The organism is Evansella sp. AB-rgal1, assembly GCF_041820985.1.
Lineage (GTDB): Bacteria > Bacillota > Bacilli > Bacillales > Salisediminibacteriaceae > Evansella.
In genome coordinates, this window is the sequence record NZ_JBGUAU010000024.1 from 1 (window position 1) to 22,476 (window position 22,476).

At 35.9% G+C, this 22,476-nt stretch carries 22 protein-coding genes; 5 read left to right on the forward strand and 17 right to left on the reverse strand.

Features of this window, described 5'->3' with window-relative positions; translation table 11 throughout:
- Positions 1-104: 104 nt before the first annotated feature.
- Both ACERII_RS18380 and ACERII_RS18385 read right to left on the reverse strand, forming a co-directional pair.
- Positions 105-881 (reverse strand): REP-associated tyrosine transposase, encoded by a 777-nt coding sequence (locus tag ACERII_RS18380; RefSeq protein ID WP_373644241.1) that lies wholly within the window; start codon positions 879-881, stop codon positions 105-107.
- Between the two features lie 34 nt (positions 882-915).
- Positions 916-2,454 (reverse strand): YifB family Mg chelatase-like AAA ATPase, encoded by a 1,539-nt coding sequence (locus ACERII_RS18385; protein ID WP_373644242.1) that lies wholly within the window; start codon positions 2,452-2,454, stop codon positions 916-918.
- 561 nt (positions 2,455-3,015) lie between these two features.
- Between ACERII_RS18385 and ACERII_RS18390 the strand changes: the two genes are divergently transcribed.
- The 5 genes from ACERII_RS18390 (at position 3,016) to ACERII_RS18410 (ending at position 7,516) form a co-directional block, all read left to right on the forward strand.
- Entirely contained in the window at positions 3,016-4,524 is a 1,509-nt protein-coding gene (locus ACERII_RS18390; protein ID WP_373644243.1) for a GAF domain-containing sensor histidine kinase, read from the forward strand.
- Positions 4,525-4,541: 17 nt separating this feature from the next.
- The gene (locus ACERII_RS18395) at positions 4,542-5,186 is read left to right on the forward strand and encodes a response regulator (RefSeq protein WP_373644244.1); all 645 of its coding nucleotides are present in this window, start codon (positions 4,542-4,544) and stop codon (positions 5,184-5,186) included.
- Between the two features lie 168 nt (positions 5,187-5,354).
- Positions 5,355-6,101, forward strand: coding sequence for an SDR family NAD(P)-dependent oxidoreductase (locus ACERII_RS18400; RefSeq protein ID WP_373644245.1), 747 nt, complete (start codon positions 5,355-5,357; stop codon positions 6,099-6,101).
- Positions 6,098-7,132: an S-adenosylmethionine:tRNA ribosyltransferase-isomerase gene (locus ACERII_RS18405; protein WP_373644246.1), complete on the forward strand. Its 1,035-nt coding sequence runs from the start codon at positions 6,098-6,100 to the stop codon at positions 7,130-7,132. The genes ACERII_RS18400 and ACERII_RS18405 overlap by 4 nt, the downstream gene beginning before the upstream one ends.
- A 15-nt stretch (positions 7,133-7,147) precedes the next feature.
- Positions 7,148-7,516, forward strand: a complete 369-nt coding sequence (locus ACERII_RS18410; RefSeq protein WP_373644247.1) for a VOC family protein — start codon at positions 7,148-7,150, stop codon at positions 7,514-7,516.
- A gap of 82 nt (positions 7,517-7,598) precedes the next feature.
- Here the strand turns inward: ACERII_RS18410 and ACERII_RS18415 are convergent, their stop codons facing one another.
- The 15 genes from ACERII_RS18415 to ACERII_RS18485 form a co-directional block, all read right to left on the reverse strand.
- The gene (locus ACERII_RS18415) at positions 7,599-7,721 is read right to left on the reverse strand and encodes a VOC family protein (RefSeq protein WP_373644248.1); all 123 of its coding nucleotides are present in this window, start codon (positions 7,719-7,721) and stop codon (positions 7,599-7,601) included.
- Positions 7,722-8,070: 349 nt separating this feature from the next.
- Positions 8,071-8,199 carry a hypothetical protein gene (locus tag ACERII_RS18420; RefSeq protein WP_373644249.1) on the reverse strand — a complete coding sequence of 43 codons (129 nt, stop codon included), beginning with the start codon at positions 8,197-8,199 and terminating at the stop codon, positions 8,071-8,073.
- Positions 8,200-8,309: 110 nt separating this feature from the next.
- The gene (locus ACERII_RS18425; protein ID WP_373644250.1) at positions 8,310-8,756 is read right to left on the reverse strand and encodes a hypothetical protein; all 447 of its coding nucleotides are present in this window, start codon (positions 8,754-8,756) and stop codon (positions 8,310-8,312) included.
- A 105-nt stretch (positions 8,757-8,861) separates the two neighbouring features.
- Positions 8,862-10,643: a KAP family P-loop NTPase fold protein gene (locus tag ACERII_RS18430; RefSeq protein WP_373644251.1), complete on the reverse strand. Its 1,782-nt coding sequence runs from the start codon at positions 10,641-10,643 to the stop codon at positions 8,862-8,864.
- Between the two features lie 51 nt (positions 10,644-10,694).
- Positions 10,695-10,868, reverse strand: coding sequence for a sigma factor-like helix-turn-helix DNA-binding protein (locus ACERII_RS18435; protein WP_373644252.1), 174 nt, complete (start codon positions 10,866-10,868; stop codon positions 10,695-10,697).
- A 307-nt stretch (positions 10,869-11,175) separates the two neighbouring features.
- On the reverse strand, positions 11,176-11,901 hold the full coding sequence (locus ACERII_RS18440) for a restriction endonuclease (RefSeq protein ID WP_373644253.1): 726 nt from the start codon (positions 11,899-11,901) through the stop codon (positions 11,176-11,178).
- 338 nt (positions 11,902-12,239) lie between these two features.
- Complete coding sequence (locus tag ACERII_RS18445) at positions 12,240-12,818, reverse strand: hypothetical protein (protein ID WP_373644254.1); 579 nt, start codon at positions 12,816-12,818, stop codon at positions 12,240-12,242.
- Between the two features lie 552 nt (positions 12,819-13,370).
- The gene (locus tag ACERII_RS18450) at positions 13,371-14,714 is read right to left on the reverse strand and encodes a diadenylate cyclase (RefSeq protein ID WP_373644256.1); all 1,344 of its coding nucleotides are present in this window, start codon (positions 14,712-14,714) and stop codon (positions 13,371-13,373) included.
- Between the two features lie 643 nt (positions 14,715-15,357).
- Positions 15,358-15,888, reverse strand: a complete 531-nt coding sequence (locus ACERII_RS18455; RefSeq protein ID WP_373644257.1) for a restriction endonuclease — start codon at positions 15,886-15,888, stop codon at positions 15,358-15,360.
- A 123-nt stretch (positions 15,889-16,011) separates the two neighbouring features.
- Positions 16,012-16,467 (reverse strand): hypothetical protein, encoded by a 456-nt coding sequence (locus tag ACERII_RS18460; RefSeq protein ID WP_373644258.1) that lies wholly within the window; start codon positions 16,465-16,467, stop codon positions 16,012-16,014.
- 606 nt (positions 16,468-17,073) lie between these two features.
- The gene (locus tag ACERII_RS18465; protein WP_373644260.1) at positions 17,074-17,805 is read right to left on the reverse strand and encodes a nucleotidyltransferase family protein; all 732 of its coding nucleotides are present in this window, start codon (positions 17,803-17,805) and stop codon (positions 17,074-17,076) included.
- The gene (locus ACERII_RS18470) at positions 17,805-19,007 is read right to left on the reverse strand and encodes a galactokinase (protein ID WP_373644261.1); all 1,203 of its coding nucleotides are present in this window, start codon (positions 19,005-19,007) and stop codon (positions 17,805-17,807) included. Before ACERII_RS18470 ends, ACERII_RS18465 begins: the two co-directional genes overlap by 1 nt.
- Before the next feature lie 119 nt (positions 19,008-19,126).
- On the reverse strand, positions 19,127-19,597 hold the full coding sequence (locus tag ACERII_RS18475) for a VanZ family protein (protein ID WP_373644262.1): 471 nt from the start codon (positions 19,595-19,597) through the stop codon (positions 19,127-19,129).
- Between the two features lie 15 nt (positions 19,598-19,612).
- Positions 19,613-20,638 (reverse strand): GDP-mannose 4,6-dehydratase, encoded by a 1,026-nt coding sequence (locus ACERII_RS18480; protein ID WP_373644263.1) that lies wholly within the window; start codon positions 20,636-20,638, stop codon positions 19,613-19,615.
- Positions 20,619-21,989, reverse strand: coding sequence for a UDP-glucose dehydrogenase family protein (locus ACERII_RS18485; RefSeq protein WP_373644264.1), 1,371 nt, complete (start codon positions 21,987-21,989; stop codon positions 20,619-20,621). The genes ACERII_RS18480 and ACERII_RS18485 overlap by 20 nt, the downstream gene beginning before the upstream one ends.
- Positions 21,990-22,476: the final 487 nt, after the last annotated feature.

The window sequence follows — 22,476 nt, forward strand, 5'->3', positions numbered from 1 at the left end:
TAAATCGACTTTTTCACTGGTCTCGGACGGTTCCCATTCGCTTTCATCTTGTTCTTCAAATTTCATTAATCTTCTGAGGCAAACGTGGACTGTTCCTGTTTGCCTCATGCTTTATACACTAGATTCACAGATATACCTAATATTCTTGCTACCTGTTTCTGGGAGACTCCTTCTACCTTTTTAATTTCCCTTAATATCGCTGTTCTATGAATTCTGGATAAGGTCTTTACATGTGCTATTTCCATCCTTCCAAGTACCCTTTTTATTTCCGTTCTTACTTCTTCATCTGATAATCTTCTAACATAGTGATGGTCATCCAGGCATTGATCATCATTCCTTCGTTCATTAAACTCCTTGAATAATTCCATCGCTTGAGTTCGATCCTTAGAAAACAGTCCTAATATAAAATCAGGATCCAACAGCTTTTGAGGGTATACCTTAACTCCGTAATAACCATTACAGCTACTCCACTTCCATTGCTGTACCTCGTCTACCATCTTTGCTTTCACTGGATTTTGATGAATGTACCGCACAACTGTCCGTAAATATTGGTCTGTTTCTACATTCTCACTTCTAAATCTATCTTGAAATAAGTGACCCCTTGTTCGATACTTCCAGTTATAATGCGAAACGAAGCATACTCCAATCCTTTTCATTGTAGTGGATATACTTTCATCCCCTTCTTTAATTAATAAATGGACATGGTTACTCATTAAACACCAAGCAAATACTTTAAGACCCATGCGCTTTTTATATTTCATGATAGTATCTAAAAAAGCTAATCGATCCTCATCATCATGAAATATTTCCTGCCCATTTGCTCCTCTCCACATGATGTGATAGATTTTTGTCTTACTCTTCTTCCTCGCTTCACGGGGCATAGAAATCACCTCAATATTTGCACGTATTTTTTATTTAATATAAAGCATTGTGTTCTCCTGTTAAACTATTACTCGTATTAACAACTATCTTCCTCAAAGAAAATGCCTCCATTAATGCCTCATTGTTGATCATCTCACTACCATTTAAGTCCGCAATTGTTCTTGCTAATCTAATAATCTTTATTTGGACCCGATTACTTAATCCTTTTTGAATACAGACTCTTTGTAATAGGTGGTGCTGTTCACTCGTTAATGGAGAATGATTTATTAGTTTTTCAAAGGGAACACTGCCATTACATGCTTCCATCCCATACCGATTGTATTGTATATCCCTAGCAGATTGAACACGCTTTTTTATATCATCTGATGATTCAATTCCTCGGAAGATATGCCCTTTGAGATTTACAGATTTTAATGTTAACAAAATATCAATTCGTTCTAATATTGGGCCGGAAACTCTATTTTTATAACTATTTATTTGTTTTTCAGAGCATGTACAATATTGGGTAGTGGAGCCTAGATACCCACATGGGCATGGGTTCATCGCAGCGATAAAGATAAATTTTGCGGGATAGGTGACTGTGGAGTGAACGCGGCTGATCGTAACCTTTTCATTCTCAAGTGGTTGTCTTAGCATATCTAATGTTTTCTTTGAAAATTCACCAAGCTCGTCCATGAACAGAACCCCATGATGAGCTAAAGAAACTTCTCCTGGTTTTGGGTTAGTGCCTCCTCCGATAAGTGATACGGCTGATGCTGAATGATGAGGATGTCGATATGGTGGTGAAGTGAGTGAATGATAGGATGCCCCTGCTAATTGGTAGAGGCTGATCTTCTCGAGTTGTGCTTCTTTTGATAGTGGTGGTAGGATCGATACGAATGTTTCCGACAGAAGACTTTTCCCACATCCAGGTGGACCATCCATTAATACAAAATGATTACCAGCAGCCGCAATCTCAAGCGCTCGCTTGGCCAATTTATGACCAATGATTTGATTAAAGTCACGTTGCACTACCTGCTTTTCCTCCACTATCGTTTTTTCTTGGATAAATGGGAGTGGTTGCCTTCCAGCTATATGATCGATGGCATCTTGTATACTAGATATGTATATAAGTTCTAGATTAGAGATTTCTACACTGGGGATAGAAGGATCAAAGGGGAGATATAGTTTTCTAAGTTTTAATTTCTTTGCTGCTAAAATGGCTGCAATTATCCCTTCCACTGGTAGAACCGATCCATCAAGAGACAGTGCACCAATGAATCCAGCATCATCAGGTATCTTCTCTTTCATAAAATGACCACTCTTCAATATCCCAATTGCAATAGCAAGATCAAATAATGGACCATTTTTCTTTACTTCGGAAGGAGAGAGATTAATCACAATTTTGAGTTCAACTAAAGGGAACCCTAAGCTATACAATGCTGATGATACACGTTCCTTGGACTCTTTCACAGATGCATCAGGAAGCCCAACTACGACAATAGACTCCACACCTTCTATGACCTGGACTTCCACTTGAACACGATAACCTTCCAAGCCTTTTAAACCAATACTCGTAACCTTAGCTGACATAATCATTCCTCCAATATTGGAAAACTAGTATTAAAATTATTAAAGATAAAGTATAATTTTTTTGTATTTAGAAAGTTGTCCAGCTCCAGGCGCCATCGGCTCGTGTCAAATAACCTGCACGATTAAAAGTAAAAAGCACTTTTTATCGTGCAGAACATTTGCATTTCGCCGATAGGCAGGATGTAGACATGACGCCGTGCCCACAGGACGTGGGCTGTTCTTAGGCCGAATTGGGGCGCCTTGCGCTTTTCTTATTTATTGATATAACTTCGGGCTCATGGGAAAAAAGATCTTCAGAAGAGAGTTTCTTTGGATAACTGGAAGTTCTAGGAAATAGTTGTAAAGAGTATTATCGAAGTTGTGACTGGGGATTTTTTCTATGTTACAATCATACACTAAAATGTTCAACATTTCACTAATTATTATATGGAACTATTCAATATCAATTTCGGCAAACGAGAACCGTCCCCGTTTGTCACGAACGAGAACCGTCCCCGTTTGCCCAATCTCGTGAAAATAAATGGTATAATTTAAGAAGAAAAACGGAAAGGTGGGTTGGCTGTGGCTTCAGAAGCACGAGAAAAAGAGTTACTTACGTTAAAAATAATCGCTGAAACACTAAACAAATGTAACGATGTAACAGAGATGTTGTCCTCTGTCCTTGATGAGCTACTCGAAGTGACAGGGCTTGCGGCTGGCTGGATTTTTCTCAGTGAAGCACAGCGCAACTATGAGTGTGCTGCTGACTGCAACCTCCCCCCTGCTCTCACCTTAGAGGACAAAAAGCCAATGCGACAAGGTGGCTGCTGGTGTCTAGATCGATATTGGTCCGGAGAGTTAACTAATGCAGTCAATATAATTGAGTGTAAGCGGCTAGAAGATGCAGTTAAGCTATCATCTGGGGATACTAGAGGCATTACCCATCACGCTACTGTACCTTTAAAGGCCGGAACAGAAATGTTCGGTCTCCTTAATGTGGCTTCCCCTAACAAGGTACATTTTCTCGAGGATGAACTTGCACTATTGGAATCAGTTGCTTATCAAATTGGAACTGCCATTAAACGAACAAAGCTATATGAAGCACAACAAAATAGAGTAAAGGATTTCTCAAAGCTAGATGTTGCTACAAGAGAACTAAAGAAACTTAGTGACCTAGATACATTCTCAGAAGACGCCGCTAAAAACATAAAAGTTGCCTTCAAATTCCATGATGTTCAATTATTTATAGCTGGCAGTACGTTAAACGAGATAGACTCGGATAACTCCCTTGTTTTTGAAGCGCGAACAAAAAGGAAAATCATCTCACTACAGCGTCAAGATATGTACCATATTGCTATCCCAATTATAAATGGAGAGGAAGTTAGTGGGGTTCTAGCTATTGAAATGATAGATAATCAGATTACTAGTGATGATATACTAACTGCCCTTGCAGAACATCTTTCTCTTGCAATCGAAAATGTTAAACTACATAAAAAGCAACAAGAGCTAACTGTCTTGGAAGAGCGGAATCGACTTGCTCGTGACCTTCATGACTCTGTCTCTCAGGCGTTATTCTCCTTATCCCTAACAACAAAAGGTGCAAAGCATTTATACAGCAATGATCCAGTGTTAAAGGATATGTTTGAGAGTATTCAACTGTTATCCCATACAGCCTTGAGCGAAATGAGAACTTTGATCTGGCAATTGCGGCCACCAGGACTAGAAGATGGCGTTATTACAGCTCTAAAAAAGTATGGAAATAACCTAGGCCTCCTGGTAAATGTCCAAAACGAAGGTGTAGCTACCTTACCTAAAACGATTGAGGAAGCAATTTGGCGGATTGGCCAAGAGTGCTTAAATAATATATGTAAGCATGCAAAAACAGAGCGTGTCGAACTTCAATCGATGATAACAAAACATAAGGTTCGAATGACAGTAGAGGATCTTGGTGTCGGATTTGATTCTGATAATGTCACCACCTCGATTGGTCTAACTGGAATGCGAGAGAGAACGATCGCATTGGGCGGTGAATTTAAACTAGAAAGTGAGATTGGTAAAGGAACAAAAGTGACCGTTGTGTTACCAATCTAAGGGGGATCGTCATAGTTATGGAGATTAAAGTATTGTTGGTGGATGACCACCTTATGGTTTTACAGGGCCTACGTTTTTTTCTATCTACTCAAAAGGACATCCTAGTTGTTGGTGAAGCGTCGAATGGACGGGGGGCTGTTGAAAAAACGACGGAATTAAAGCCTGACGTTGTGTTGATGGATCTTGATATGCCTGTATTAAATGGTGTAGAGGCAACAAGTGAGATTAAGTCCACACACCCTGATGTGAAGATCATCATCCTTACAAGTTTTTCCGATCAAGACCATGTCGTTCCTGCTATTCGCGCTGGTGCTAGTGGTTATCAGTTAAAAGATATTGACCCCGATCAACTTGCTGACACAATCAGGGGCGCGTATCATGGAACAACTCAAATGCATCCACAGGTCGCAAATCAACTCATGTCCCATATCGCTTCAGTCGGTAAAGACGACGATAACCTCATTGATAAATTGACGAACCGAGAGGAAGAAGTTCTTCGCCTCATTGCCAGAGGTAGAAGTAACAAGGAAATAGCAACTAATCTTTTTATTACGGAAAAAACAGTGAAAACGCACGTCAGTAATATCTTGTCCAAGCTTCAGGTGAGCGACCGTACCCAGGCTGCCATTTATGCCATGAAGCATGGATATGATAAGCTCTGAAGTGATACATGTACCTCAGTCTAAAGTCGTAGAGACGGTCCTGCAATTGTTGTAGGGCCTTTTCTGTATGTCATTTTCATTCTCATTGCCGAGGTTGGATAAGGCCCTTCTATTTACAATAGGAGTAAGAAATCAAACTTACTAAACATAGAAAAAAGGTTGTTATTGATGAAAAAAGAACAAGTTGTTATTATAACAGGGGCATCGAGAGGACTTGGTAAAGCACTCACTCTCGCATTCGCAAAACAAGGAGCTAAGCTAGCCATTTGTAGTAGAGGACAGAAGGATCTCGTGGCTGTGAGAAAAGAGGCATTAAAAATTGGCGCCGCTGATGTTCTAGCTGTAAACGCAGATGCATCGAATGCACGAGATATCGACCGGTTTATTTCCTTAATTGAACTATCCTTTGGCCATATTGATGTACTTATCAACAATGCATCCACAGTTGGAACTAGTCCCATACCCTATCTATTGGATACAACAGAAAAGGATTTTCAAGATATTATCAACATAAATACCACCGGACCATTCTTAATGACCAAACGTGTCCTACCTGGCATGCTACAAAAAGGGATTGGTTCTATCATCAATGTCACCTCCGAAGCTGGAAAAACTGGATATGCAGGTTGGGGAGTTTACGGAATCTCGAAGTTTGCCCTCGAAGGAATGACGGAAACGTGGGCGGATGAGGTTAACGATACAGGCATTAGAATCAATATGGTTGACCCTGGAGAAATGGATACAGAAATGCATGCCCTTGCCGTACCAGAGTGTGATTATGAGCTTGCATTGCCTGAGGAGGTCGTTGACGTATTTTTATACCTCGCCTCAGATGACAGTAAGATGATCAATGGACAACGTTTTGAAGCACGGGAGTTCACTCCCGTCTCTGCTTCTAAGGGGGCAATCCAATGAACACATTACGAGCGACCTCCTTTGTCGTACCTGAAAGCTTGAACGCCTCCTCCCCACCTGAAATACGACTCGGTCGTCGGGATTATGTAAAAATGATGATGCTGGATCGAGTAACTGGCAATTTTATTAATACTCGATTTGATAAACTTCCTGACTTCTTACAAGAAGGAGATTTGTTAGTACTCAATAACAGTAGAACGATCCCAGCTGTTTTTCATGTAAATGTCTTGAGAAATGGACTTGTTTGGAAGAAAAATAAAGAGGTCCGGCTTGCGAGATGTATCGCAAAAAATGTATGGCAAGTACTAATTCCAGATTTGCAGCTGAGGAAAGAGGATGTACTACTTTTTTCAGAAGGCTTACGAGCACGAGTAAATGCTGTAGAGGAGCCTTTTACTGTTGTAGAATTTTCACTTTGCGGTACCCAGCTTTTTAATGAGCTGTATACTATGGTTGAGCCTGTTCGTTATGAATATATTCATGAACCTTGGGAACTTGATTACTACCAAACGGTGTACGCTACAGTACCAGGTTCGGTTGAGATGCCTTCAGCAGGCAGGGCCTTTAGTTGGGAGTTACTACAGACATTGCGAAAACGAGGGATCAAAACGGCATATTTACAGCTGCATACAGGATTAAGCTATTTGCTTGATGATCGCTGGCATCAGCATCCTTCTAGCAATAAGGAGAGATATGAAATTCCTGCTACAACACTTGCGGCAACCAAACAGACAAAAGAGAACGGTGGTCGTGTCATCGCAGTTGGAACAACTGTTGTTCGAGCATTAGAGTCAGTAGCGGCTTTGCCTGATTCTAAGAACCATTCTGGCTGGACTGACCTGTACATTAATGACAACACTGCCCTTCGTACTGTAGATGGATTGATCACCGGATTTCATGAACCTGAAGCGAGCCATCTTGATATGTTGTCGGCTTTCATTGACCGAGAACAGTTAATTACCGCCTACCATCAAGCAATTGATTCAGGATATTTATGGCATGAATTTGGCGATATTAATCTCATTTTATAGCTGGAGGATCACAGGATGATATTCAAGCTTCACCATATTGGTATAGAAGTGGAAAACCTGAGTGTTGCTGTGAAGTATTATGTAGAGGAATTGGGTTTTCATGAGAAGCTGAGCTTGGAATTTTTTAGGGAAAAGATCGTATTTCTTACTAACGGCGATATTTTTTTGGAATTACTCGAAACTTCATCTACTGAGGAAGGCCAGCCTTTTCATCTTGCACTGGAAACAAAAAATATGGATGCTGCTATTGAATTTTACAAAGGGGTTGGGGTTTCGTTGTGTGAAGGCCCTCACCTCTTAGACAATGGGTGGATAACCGGATTTTTTGCAGATAAGAACGGGTGGTATTTTGAAGTGATTGAAACAAGCGGGCGACATAGCTAGGCGCATCACTTGTTTGTATAACAATATTCTATTCCTCTATTTCTTTACCTGAACGTCTTGTTACTTTCCATATATTTTATTTTTAGGGTTGCCATATTTCTAAGAGATTACCGTCTGGATCACAAAACCTAAAGTTTGTTCCAAAAGGCTGATTTACCGGAGTAGTTACTATGTTGACTCCGTATTCCTTAAATCGTTTGTACATTTCTAGGATATGGGGAGTAAGGCAAACGAGAACCGTCCCCGTTTGCCTCTCCCCGTTTGCCTCAAAAACTGCTTAAAGAAGGTTATATTAAACGGAGTCAGATGAACCACAACAGGAAAGAAGTGTATTTCACCCTTTCGTCCAAAGGCAGGGGAATTTTTGAAATACACGCTAGGATGCACGAAATAATCGAACGTAGGTTCATCAAGGCGTTGGGCTCATTTTCTGAAGTGGAGCTGCAAGCCACGTTGAAATTTTTCCAAACGATGATCGATCAAAGAGACAATATCGTAAATGGTGATGGAAAGACATGAGGGAACTGTCCACTTTCAACAGCCCATTTTCTGTTTCAACATAGTAATACTGCTTCTTGTATATCATTTTGATATTGATTAGGGAAGCGATTATGATGAAGCTTCCAGAAACCATCAAAGTGATCTTTAAGAATCTTTTTAATAACACCACTACTCTGCTTCATCACGATTACCTCCCCTCTTACTCTATATTAAACTATGAGTTATCCACAGGTCGATTATTTTATAATTTCCTAAACAAAAAAAAAGGACAGAACCTGTCCCCTTGTCCTCTTTATTCATCGAGATCTAAGCGCATTTCACCATGTTCAGGTTGATGCTCTTCTTTTTTCTCTTCTTTTTTAAAGATCAGATCCCTAATAATGACAGCAATAATTAGCGCAATAATAATTAAACATAACGTATTTAATGATGCTGCGGTCACTTCATTAAAGTTTACTGTTTTATTGATAGGATTTAATTCATAAATCCAATTATTAATAAAATTATCTCCCTTAAGTAATTGAATTAAGTAACCCAAGGAAATATATGTAATACCAACTACTGATAAATATTTTTCAAACAACTTCTTTTTTATTTCTCTTTTTTTATTTTCTGGAATCCCCTTATATCCTAATCCAATAACTATATGTGACGACTTAATAATTTCTCTTGGTGATATAGTTAAAAAGGTCCAAGTCAATAAGATTGAACCTGCTAATTGAAAGGAAATAGAAAACATAAATATCCTCCTATTAAATCATAAAGGTAGAGACTTTTAATGTCCTAACCTTATTAGCCTGATTGTCACGCACCAGGGGTCAGGAACAATAGCCGACAAGCGTCCTTAATAATTATCAATTTTTATAAACCAATCTGATACTTCTTTAAATAAAACTAATTCTTGAACACGTATATCTTTTATAAAGTCTATCATGCTCTTTGCCATTTTCTCATTTTCGTTATAAACATGATCAAGCTTTTGTTCATCTAGAGTTTCTTTTATTGTATTATATTCTTCCTTACTGTTTATTAATTCAATAGCGAGTTTAGATGCTGTTAGCCTATTAAAATATTGATAAAAGAACCACTTAATGAATTTTAAGTTCTCTATTTTTTCTTTTTTATTATTTGTTTTATTATTCTTAATTATAATTATTTCTTTTAATATAACCAAAATATTTATTATGTTCTTCACTTCTCTTGGAGTTAAGTACTCTTGTTTATTAATCCAGTCTAATATATATTTAATTACATACACTTCTTTTTGTTCAAATACTTTAGTTCCTTTTTTTGTAAGAGTATCCTGTCCTCCCTTACTTTTCTTTTCTCTCATAGGTTCATCTTTATCATTATTTACTTTATCAATTATATCCATAATGTACTCTTCATAGTTACGTGTTTGAGGCAAATGGATCGGAATATTTATATATTTTTTAAGATAATCCACACCAAATTGAATTTTTTCATCGCGTGTAATCTCACGCTCAAAATAATGTTTATTATTATTTGCTAATGCATAACAAACTGTTTTGTAGTTTACAGATAAGACCACAGTTATGCCTTTTACAGATAAAAGTAGTTGAAGTGCATTAAAGAACTCAGATATAGTTTTTTCAGAACACCTATCTAATTCGTCAATAAAAATTACTATTCTCTCATTTTTCCCTCTAGTCCAAACATTAAGTAAGTCATTTAAATTACTTTTTATATTCTCTCTAGCTCCTAACTCTTTCTTATAATCAGGTGTTTTCATTAATGAGAATACTCTACTCGATAGTGGTTTAAGAAATTCTAGTTGTTGTTTTATAAAAGGAATAAAAATATTTGTAATAAAAAGAATTAATGGAATTATCCCTACCATCGTTATTATATTTTCTCTTATATCTATGAATGTATTTTCTGGTTTACTAATAAACCAAAGCCATAAAATAGATAACACTAAGATAGTTCCATTAATAAGGTATTTTAAAATATTTTGCTTAAACGACTGAATAAAATTATAGTATGCATACTGTATTTTCCCCCAAAAGCTTCTCTTACTTTCAAACTCTTTAAATAATGCACTCAATATTGATGCCCATATTTTATTTATTTCATCATATTCAGAAGCATCATACCTCACAACATGCGTAAAAGAAATATGTTCAAATCTCTTAGAGTTTAAGTATCCTATCTCTTTAATCATTAGATTTAAAAAACTAGACTTCCCTTCACCCCAGTCACCAAATACGCCTATATTTATTGGTGTCTCCACATCTTTTCTAACAATATGCCTTATAATCACCTTGGCATATAACTCTCTTGATAATGTATCTTTATAACTTTCATTGTCCGAAGCCATCAATCCACTTTTAAATGACTTACTAAGAATTTCAAATTGTTTATCAAATTGTTCTTGTTCAATTTCAGAACGCAATCTTCTATTTTCAATTAGTAGTTTCTTTTTTTCATTTTCTAAGTTGTTTGCTATAAACTCAGGATCATTGTTTAAGTTATGGAATTCCCTTTCTAGGTCCCACTCTTCATCTTCAATACCATAATAGTTATGGAAAATTTCATTTATTTTCTCCTCTATCTCTTTTATCTCATTTTCATTTTTCGAAATTTTATTTATTTTATCTTCCATATCCTCACTCGCCTTCATATACAAAAGGGATTATTATGCAAAAACAAGTTTCTATAAATATATTAATTTAAATTGGACCCAACACAGGGGGTCTGGCACCATTTTCTCCAGGTATTTACTTACTGTATTACTAGAAATATCAAGTTTTTTAGCTATTTTCCTTTGAGAAAGTCCTTCAACCTCTTTTAAATATTTGATACGATGGTATTGAGCCATTTCAATCATTCTTTTTCTTCCTCTCTTGATGTAGATAGTTTGGTCACTTTCTATCATAAGAGAGGTTAGTGAAATTGGAAATTGTGTGGCTCATTTTTTATGTGATCAAACTCGTGAAAAGTGGCTCAAATCTAATTTATCAAATACAACAGCCACTTTTTCAACATCTTTACTACATTTTTATATTTAGACTTTCGTAATTTACCGCCCGGGGGAACCAGAACTAAGTGTGGACTATTTTACGCTTCCCTTTTATTACAGAAACATTCCAAAACTAATAGACGAAAACCGTCTCTGTTTGCCGTAATACCACTTCTTAAGCCAATCCCTTTTTATTTACTTGCTGTTCCCTCCAAGGTAACAGTTTACGATTAACCCATCCTTCACCGTGACATATGATTTTTCTCTTGTCAGCTTCAACAAGTGCTGGATTAGTATACCTTGAACTAGTTATCATTTCAGCTAATGCGCAACCATGATTTTTCTTTGCTGAGTCAAGCTCCCTTATCAATTTCACATCAATTTGTTTCCCTTTTTTATAATGTTTAATTTGAATAGCTATCTCCGCATTATGATGACGGTTGAAAATAATTAAATCTACTCCACCATCCGCACCTTCTGAAGTTCTTCGTGGTCTATACCCTTTTGCTTTGTAGTAAAGAAAGCACAACTCTTCAAACTCTTTCCAAGAAATTTCTTCTAATGGTAAAGTCAAAATTTCTTTTTCCGACCTTAAAATGTTCGAGTTACTACTTAACCCAACCGACTTCTTTTGATTAGATTTTGTTAAAGTCCTCTTCTTTTTCGATTCTTCAGGTAAACCTGTATACCGATTTTTATTCTTGTTTTCTTTTCTCCTCATATCAGGCACAAAAGAAGATACGAGTTCTCCCATAAATACTGCAAAAAGTATTAGTCCTATTAAGAAATAAATATTAGCAAAGTTAAAATGAATCATTACCCATAGTCCTATAATCAATATAGGCCCAGAAACAAGTGTATAAATTGCTTCTTTCCTTTTCTTTCTACTCGGCTTAGCCAATTAGCTCTCCCCCTAATAACAAACTTTTTGATAATTTTGCCACCATCACATTCTGATAATTCTCTATTTCCATAAAGATACAAACTATATCGATTCACAGTCTCAAATGAAGCACCAAGAACCGTCCCCACTGCTTCCAAAACTAGCAGATTAGAACCGTCACCGTTTGCCACTATAGAAAAAATCAATAAAAGAAGGACAAGGAACCTGCCCCTTGTCCTTCCTGTTTTTTGTAGCTTTTCATATTATTACTTTAACGCTTCACACTTTAGTAAAATGGGGGTTGGCACCAATAGCCCACTTGCAGAACAACTTGGAAAAATAAACACTAACAGAGCCTATTTTTTAAAAATATTAACCCAACCTAATAATGTGGCTTCGTTTGCTTTTCTATATGTATCTTCCTGAATATGTTGAATAATATTGAGTTGTTTCATTTGTTCATTATGTAATTTTTCTTGTTCGAATAAATTTAATGCTTCTTTTAGATTGTCTGCTCTCTTGTTAACAAGGTATTCTTCTAATTTATTTAAAGCATATTGATTCATATAAACTTTTGGTATAAAAACAGGATTAACGCTATCTTCTATATTTTTCATCTGCTCCCTTAATTCAATAATTCTTGGTTGGTTAGTAGAGATTATTATTTTTTCTATAATTCTAGGTAGGAAAAGTAGTAAACAAAAAACAATAATAGATGAAAAAATTGATAATGGCATAAAACTAATATTAACAATCAACAGTATATGACACACAAACCAAGTAATTAACCTAGGACCTATTGAAAAACCGGCTAATGGATTTGTATAATAAGCATTAAGCTCCTGATGATACTTCATAAATTCATTAACTAAAGATTTATGCTTTAATATATCGTTCAGTAATTCCTCTTTCTCATTTGTTAAGGCTTCATTCATTTAACTTCATCTCCTATAATGTAAAATTATTCACAATCACTAGTTAAATTTTACTACATAAGAATTTATTTTCCAACAAATCTTTACATTATAGGCAAATCAATAGGTATATGGTTTTGTTTGAAAGCAAAAACCTTACCTAAACATTAGGACACGGTAGTTTTTGGTCTCTTCTTGTGAAGTTAGTAATTTTTCTCTTTGCTTCTACATTATCAGTTATTTTTAATTGCACAAATTCACTTTTCCTCGAAGATCTATTACAGTTGAATTTAGCTTATCAGAAATTTTAATTGCAGCAACAGGTAAGAATGAAGTACTTTTATACGTTCAAACTTTTTGCTAACGTTCCAGGAGCAATGCAAACCTCTTTTGCGAGCCATCTCTCAGAGTGGGGCACCAATAGCCAAGAAAAAAGTTGTGCCCCGATATGTTACGTTCTATGTGTATAATCCGTTTCCATATTCAGGATTAAATTCCCTTTAATTATTAAACCTTTTACATTAACATCAATTTCTTATGCAGTTTCCCGTCCCTGGGGTACCGCAATTTCCCTTACAGTTTAAATAGTAATTTATTTTTTACAACTATACTAATGGGACCATCCTCTGAAATTACAATTCCCAAAAGTTCTTTTTTATTGTCTGTATAGGAACCCATTGACTTATGTCGTGATCCCCCTGGTAAATTACCAGGTCTATTAGTGGCTTTTAGTACGGCTCCAAAACCAATTATATTATAATCCCTATCTACAATGACTGCCCCATCAGTTCTGGACATATTACCTAATAAATGCATTTTAGTATCATTTTCTGTGCTTCCCCACCTTAAAGGAAGTTCAATGGGGGTAATCCATTTTACATTTTCAACAGTACTTTTGTGTTTTTCTTTCTCGAAACCAAATATAACACTAGACCCTTTACCATAACTACTAATTTTAATTAGTAATTTAACAAGGTTTTTAGCATTACTCTCTGTTATATTCGAGTTCATCCTTAACCTATTATTTTCTTTTCGTTCATTTAAATTAGTTTTTAGACAATTGAATAGACTACCGTAATTTCTAACTTTCGGTGAACCATTAATGAACTCCAATATTAATTGTTTACCAACACCAACTTTTACTCCAAGTTTATCGATAATAAAAACCGGGGCAATAATCCCTTTTGTAGACTCAAAAGACGGGTATGGAAATATAGAAGTATCTGAAACAATAAGCCCAACACATTTAATGTCATCCTTTTTTGGTTCCAAAACCAAAAAAGAATTACTACCATCAGCAATTTCTAGATAACTTTTAATTTTAGAGAAGTCATAAATTGTTTGTGGTTCAGAAAATGTTATTGTCAATTTTTCTTGAAAATTTAAGGATTTGTCCAATAAATCTAAAGAGTCGGTTATTATAAATCCAGTATGAATTTGTTTACCTTCAATTTTTAAATTACTCCATCTTAAAACTTCTCTAATGAGTCTACCATAATCAACCTTAGTTCCATTTAAAGTGTTAGTTAGTGGTCTTATTCTATGTGAACAAAAGCCATCAATATAAACTGGTATACTAAGGCGCTTTACTAAATCAATCATCTCTATCTTTTCATTATCATATACTTGCGAGCGATTGATTATTTCAAACATCTTACTTAAACCTGCACAAACTGATTTAATAAAGTCGTGTCTTAAACGAAAATAATCTCTACTATAATGTGTATTATCAGACTTAATAACAATGTAATTCTTATCACTATCACCTTTTATTGGATATCCAGAATAACCTCTCAACCTTCTCCAATCTTGATTGTAATAATCCTTTATGATTTTTGTATGTTCTATGTTTTTTATATTAAGTACGTCTCTGATATATTCCAATGCACCATTTATTAATTCTTCTTTATTTAACATTGTCCACCAACTCCCTATCTAGATTGATTATCCTGAAGCTGATTTTAATAGATTCCAGAAAAAATTGCCGATGCTTTAAAGAAACTGACATCACATGTAAAATGTATATCGCATTGGCAATGTAATTATCTACAATATATATTTATTCATTCCTATCGTTCATCAAAATCACCTTCGTTTTCTATTAAAACAAACCACAGTTTTGTTTAATAGAGGTATGCATCAGAAGTCCAAAAATAATGTCGTACCGAAAAAATTAATACAGACACAAGAACAATGAAGAAACAGACAACGTACTTAGACTTCCCCTATATAGTATACAGTTTTTAGAAGCAGTAAGATCATCAAATTTCCCTTTTTTTGTTCCTCTGAACGGTGACTTTAACTAAAAATTGGTTCTACCCAACATAAAAATACCTTAGATAGAACTCGACCAGGATGTTTGCATTTTCAAAAGTTTCACTTAAAGAATTGTATTTTTTCTTAAATCCAAATTTTCTAATCAATAACTTGGTTATATCCTCTGCTATGAGCATTACTTAGTTCCCCAATGGCAAAGTTAACCTCTAAGTCCTGGGGTTCTAGGAAACAAAATTCAGTACACACACTTTTACGTACTTTCAAAAAAGCCACAAAGAAAAATCTATGCACTTTTGCTTTTATTTAGCATCCACTGCATTAACTGTTTCCTATCAATCAACTGAACCTGATTTGAACTAGCTAGTTTTCTCGCTTGTTCCGTAAAGAAACTATTAGTGATTACCCAACATTCATCCGCTTTGTAATGACTTCTCGCCGAAGCTATTTCTTGTACAGCTTTTACACCTACATTCTTCTTATATCTTTTTGCTTGAACTATAATTTTCTTATCTTTTATTGATAAAATTAGGTCTGCTCCGTAGTCTCCACTAGCTGGCGTTAATTCTACATAGTATCCTCTGCTTTTTAATAAAGTCTGGAGATATTCCTCAAACTTCCTCCCTGACATATTATCAACTTCTAGAATCCCCGACTTTCTCAATTTTTGTTCCCTCAAGAGATTAACAACAAATACATATATTAGGCTGCCACCAGCAAGTACTATAATGGCGATTGTTAACAATGGTTCTGCAGTAAATATTGACCAAAATAAGTCTAATCCCATTTTTAAGCTTTCAAAAAAACCAATATCCATCCAATTCTACTCCTATCCTATTAATTTATTTTTTATTTTTTTTTCATAATACAATCAACAGTATGTCGTACATATCTAACGTTTGATATGCGACCTTTTACTCTGAGTTGTGGTAGCGTACAACTATTCTCTTGATTCTCTCTTAACTCTTAATGAATGTTCGTAGATATGATGATTCCCTCTTGCATGAACAAATGAAAGAAATAGGTAGATTACAACCACAATAGTAAATACCAATATTAATAATATACATATCATTATGATGTTTACACCTTCATGTATAGAAATTAAATACTCACCTAAATATTGAACATCAGTAGTTAAAGGAGTTATGATCGCAAAGTAAACCGGAACAAATATTGCCACAGTAATAGACATAATACTTAAGAGAATTGAAATAATCATTGAAGACAATAAGTTACTTGCGCTCGCTTGTAATTTACAAGATCTTTCCATCATTTGTATTTCGAGTTCAGAGTGACTTTCAATAATAAAACTACAATACTCACGTATAAATAAAAACTTATTTTTTTGCAGATTTTTATATTCTTCTTTTCCATTGCTTTCTTTCAATTTCATTTCATTTCATAAACATCTTTAAGTCGTTTTGAGTAATGATAAACTGAACTACACCTTGTTTGTAATACTTCCTTTTCTATAGGGTGTAAAGATATTCCCAAAAAAATCACTCTTTTCTATGCAAAATAATTATACTTAATGTTCCAGTACTTAGGGAAACAGGTGTATTTGATAAATTAGATATGATCCAGCCACTCCGATTACATCTTCATAAGTTTACTTTTAACATTGTAACTGATAATTTTGGAATGTCTTAACATGGAGACTCCAGAGGCATGATTTAACTCGAAAGGCGGAACTGCAGGCTGTTTCGAGTAGCAACAAGCCTGTCATATATCACTCACTCCACGGTACCGTGATCAACCTGGAAATGGAGTGGCTCGATATTTTGTGATAGAAAGCAAGAAGTATAGACATAAACAGAAAAAAGCACAAAACTTCCGATTGTTCCCTATTAGTTCTAACACCTATAACACTCCACAAAGGTTCTCATGGTCAGCCAACAAACGGAGCCTTAGTTCCTTTTAGCTATACTATAAAGCCGTATCAGAAAAATGAAGCACCGAGAACCGTCCCCACTGCTTCCCCACTGCTTCACCCACTGCTTCAAAAAAACAACGTCTGCACCCTCTCATAACTTTCTACCGTACCGATGTCATATCTTTGGCCTTCAAACTTGTAGGCGTAGACGTTTTTGTGTTGGATCAGCCATGGTACGAAGTTTCCTGGTGCGTCTGGGTTGTTGCCTTCTTGTATGTATTGCTTTATTAATGGCAGTGTTTCTTTCTGGTAAATATAGAACGGTGGTACTGCTAGGTTTGATTTTGGGTGTTGTGGTTTTTCTTCGAAGGACACAACTTTGCCGTCCTCGTCCACTTCAATTACCCCTGTTCTTTTTATCTCTTCTATTTCGTTTATTTCATGTGTCGTGATAGAATCCGCTCCCATTTCCATGTAAAACGAAACGAAGTCTGTTAGCTCAAAGTCAAAGAGATTATCTCCTGCTAAGACCATAAGCTCATCGTCAATCCCTGCTTTGTCTATCACATACTGAATGTCCGCTATGGCACCTAGTCTGTTATCATTCGTTGTTGTTTCGTCGTTAATAACTGTGATGTTTTTACTATATTCGTACTCATTTACCCAATCAACAAAGCTGTTAAAGAATTTTTCATTGGTAACGATATATACTTCGTCAACCGCGGTAACTCGTTCTACTTTTTCTAGGATGTGCTCTAATATGGACTTACCTGCTACCTTTAATAATGGCTTGGCAGTATTTTTCGTTAATGGATATAGACGCGTTGCATATCCTGCTGCGAGAATAATACATTTCATTAGACCAAACTCTCCTTTGCCGATTCAATAATTCTAGCTCCTTCATTTGTTTTACAGAAATGGACTCTATAGTCATCTTTGTATTTAGGATGCTTCACTGGATAAATACTATCAATCTTCTTTTTGATTTGATCTTTAAATTGTGGATCGATGAGTCCAATACAACAGCCTCTGTAGCCTGCTCCACTAAATCTAGCCCCATACACCCCTTCACATTGCTGAAGTGTCTCGAAAATAGTAATGAGTTCTGGGCAACCAGATTCGTATTGATAGATGGAGCTTTCTCCAGATTCAAGCATTAGTTGACCAAAGGTAGCTATATCACCCGTTTCCCATGCATCAATACCCTTTCTTACCCGATTCTGTTCACTGAAATAATGATCTAAACGTTTTCTAAAACGTCCTGGCACTTGGTCTCGGTACTCTAGATATACTTCTTCAGGAATGTCTCGTAGTTGAACCTCTTCTAACGATGGTAGATCAAGAGAAGCTAGTTCCTGAAGAATCCAACCACCAACCTTACATTCATCTACTCGATTATTATAATCTGTTCCAATAAGGGCTTTGCTTACTCCAGAGTAAACAACCACAACCTCAAATTCTGGCATGTTAACTGATTTTTTGATAAGGTGATGTTCTCCAGTTTTACAATCCATGGACAATAAATGATTATTTTCACTAAGGATGTTAGCAGATTGGTCGAGGATCCCATTTTTTAAGCCAATAAAATTGGTCTCTACCCAATGACTATATTTTACTAGTTCTATCTTAGAAACATGGATATCATTCACATCACATAATGCCATCAGATATGCTGTAGTCACTGCAGCTGATGAGCTTAACCCACCTATTGGTAGCTTACCGCTTACCACTGCATTGAAGCCTCGTTTTACGATGTGGTTTTCTTTTATTGCTTTTACAGCACCTCTCGGGTAATTGCCCCAAAAACCAGGTAACATGTCAGGTACTTGACTAATATGGAAATATTCCTCGTCAGGAAAATCTAAGCTTTGAATTCTTATGTATCCGTCCTCCGTTGGTGCATAGACCATTTCTACATTGGAATCGAGAGCCATGCCAGTCACAATTCCACCTTGGTGATCCACATGTGCTCCAAGAGGACAAATACGTAATGGTGATCGTACGATATGATAATCATCCATTCCGTATAATTCTTGAAATAATTCTATCGTAGTTTTCATCTTCCTTCACACCCTCCCTTTATTCTCGTAAAAATGGAAGAAACCCTCTAGTTAAATAGAAAAAGAAGCCTCCGACAGTGGCTACTGACGGAGGCTCATATGCTTGGAAAAATAAAATATCAAGCTGCTAGTTTATCTTTTTGTCTGCTTCTCTTAGTATTTATTAAATTCAACAATAGATATAGTCCAATCCCAAAAGTTGATCCAACAGTATCAATAAGTACATCTCTTATTTCACCAGATCTTCCTGGAATAAATATCTGATGAACTTCATCTGATATTGCGTAGAGAATACAAATGACCATTGCGAAAACAATGCCCCATTTGCCACGCACTTTCCCCTGACGCAATGCATGAATAACGAGAAAACCGAGTACGAAATAGATAAAGAAGTGAGCATTTTTTCTTACCATATGATTGAGGTTGCTAACGTCTACTTCCTGAATAGGTATCACTTTTTCAACTGCATTCACAATCACATCCGTTACTCCACCACTTAACTCACTAGAAACATTTGCTGGTTGGTGTGAAAAATGAAAGATAAGTAACATCCATAAAAATACTGCCACCCAAGATAGATATTTTATCATAGGATAGATACCCTGTTATTTCACTTTATAATAGTCTACATACCAATTTGCAAATTCTTGTAAGCCTTTTTCAATCGATGTTTCGGGTTTAAAGTCTACCGCTTTTTGTAATAAATCAGTGGATGCATACGTAGCTGGTACATCTCCTGGTTTAATCGGTTCAAACACTTTATCAAACACTACTTCTCTACCTGTAGCATTACTCAAACATTTTTCAAGAGTAGTAATAAATGTCATCAATTTCTCTGGGTTATTGTTCCCGATATTAAATACTTTGTGAGGAACAGATTCTGTTGGTGGCTTCCCGATTAATCGTTCTATTCCAACGACAATATCATCTATATACGTAAAGTCACGATACAGATCATTCTCAAAATCACCATTGTTAAAAATCTTTATTGGTTCCCCTGCAAAATATTTATCTGTAAACCCGAAGTATGCCATATCTGGTCTACCCATAGGACCATAAACAGTAAAGAAACGAAGTCCAGTAGCCGGTATTTTATACAAATGGCTATACGTATGAGCCATCAATTCATTTGATTTTTTCGTAGAAGCATAAAGAGATACAGGATTATCTACAAAGTCTGTTTCTTCAAAAGGAACCTTCTTGTTTGCACCATAAACAGAGCTTGAAGAAGCATAGACAAGGTGGTCTACTGGATAATATCGACAAGCCTCCAGAATGTTATAAAATCCAATGATGTTACTTTGGATATAGACATCTGGATTCTCAATAGAATATCGTACCCCTGCCTGTGCTGCTAAGTTTACTACTACATTTGGCTTGTACGTTTCAAAGATATCTGTAACAGCTACTTTGTCAGAGATATCTCCTTCAATAAAAGTAAAGTTATCAAAAGTCGTTAACTGATTTAATCGAACATGTTTAAGGTTTACATCATAATAATCGTTTATATTATCAATACCAATTACCCTACAGCCTTGTTCTAGTAATTTCTTTGATAAGAAAAATCCTACAAAACCTGCTGCTCCAGTAATTAGATAGACTTTACTCGGATCAATTTGTTTGTAATTCAATCTTCTTCGACTCCTTAATGCCTTGTTTCACTGCGGGTTTTCGTCCAATCGAATGATATTCCACACCAGCTTCTTCCATTGCAGATACTTCATAGATATTTCTTCCATCATATACTAAAGGAGTTCTCATTAACTTTTTGTATGATTCAGGAGAAACATCTTTTACTTCTCCCCATTCTGTGAAAACAAAACAAACATTTGCACCTTCTAATGCTTCCTTTACATTGTTAACATACGTCATACTACCTTTTCCATTCTGACCTTGTGGATACACTTTTGCAAAGTTCTCTGCACCAACTGGATCATACGCATATATATCTGCCCCTTGTTCTAACAATAAAGGAACATTTTCAAGAGAAGCTGCTTCTCGTAAATCATCTGTACCTGGCTTAAATGTTAAACCTAGAACAGCTACTTTCAAACCATTAAATGTAATCAGACGTTTACTAGCTTTCTTATATAGCATCGTCTTTTGATCACTATTCACATCAATAGCAGCCTTCACCGTTCGTAACTGATAGCCATGTTCTTTTGCGATATTCTCTAATGCCTTTGTATCTTTTGGAAAACACGATCCACCGTACCCAATACCAGCATTTAAGAACTTACTACCGATGCGCTCGTCAAAGCTCATTCCTTTAGCAACATCTTGCACATCGGCACCAACAAGTTCACAAAGATTTGCAATATCGTTCATATAAGAAATCTTTAACGCTAAAAAATCGTTAGAAGCATACTTAATCATTTCTGCCGATCTTCTATTTACAGAAACAATTGGTAAGTGAAATGGGTCATAAATTTTCATTAATACATCTTCCGCCCACTTACTCTCCGTTCCAATGATAACTCTTTCCGCATATAGAGTATCATGTACAGCAGAACCCTGTGCTAAAAATTCAGGGTTTGATGCAACCTCTACTCTCACATCATTTACTAGAAAGTCCTGAATAAACTGCTCAACTTTATCATTTGTTCCCACTGGGACTGTTGATTTAACAACGACTAAGCAATCCTTTTCTACTGATTCCGCAATTTGCCTTGCAACAGTTGCAATATAGGATAGATTCGCAGAACCATCAGGTTGCTCAGGAGTACCAACTCCAATAAAAATAGCATCAGCGTCTTTATATGCCGATGCATAATCCGTCGTATAATCAATTCTCCCAGCAGCATAATTCTTCTGCATTAGCTCTTCTAAACCAGCTTCATAAATTGGAGAAACTCCAGATTTCATTACATTCACTTTATTTTCATCTATATCAACACAAGTCACTTGATGACCAACTTCGGCAAAACAAACACCTGCTACTAGACCAACGTAACCTGTTCCAGCTACTGCTATTTTGTACATAATCCCAAATCCTTTCTATTCGTTTTATATAAAAATAGAATAAGAGCTAAATTTATAGCTCTTATTCATGATACTATCCATACAATATATTACTCATTTAAAGTCCTGGGTCCAGGCAACACGATTCCAATATACTCTGTTTTAACAACAAGTTGTTCCATAAATATTACAAAACTAGCAAATGAGAACCGTCCCCGTTATCCCTATCCCGATTTTCTTCCCACGGAATGATACACCACTCCAGCTGCTTCCATTTCTAAAACACTATAGATATATCTTCCATAGTACACTAAACAAACATTCGTACCTTCTTAAACTTCCTATGGCACCAGAACTTGTATTTTGATCTCAATGAGTTGCAATAACTTTCTACTCATCACTAGAATCCCATAAAAAAGAAGGACAAGGAACCTGTTACCCTGTCCTTTTTATATGGAACTATTCAATATCAATTTCGGCAAACGAGAACCGTCCCCGTTTGCCATAT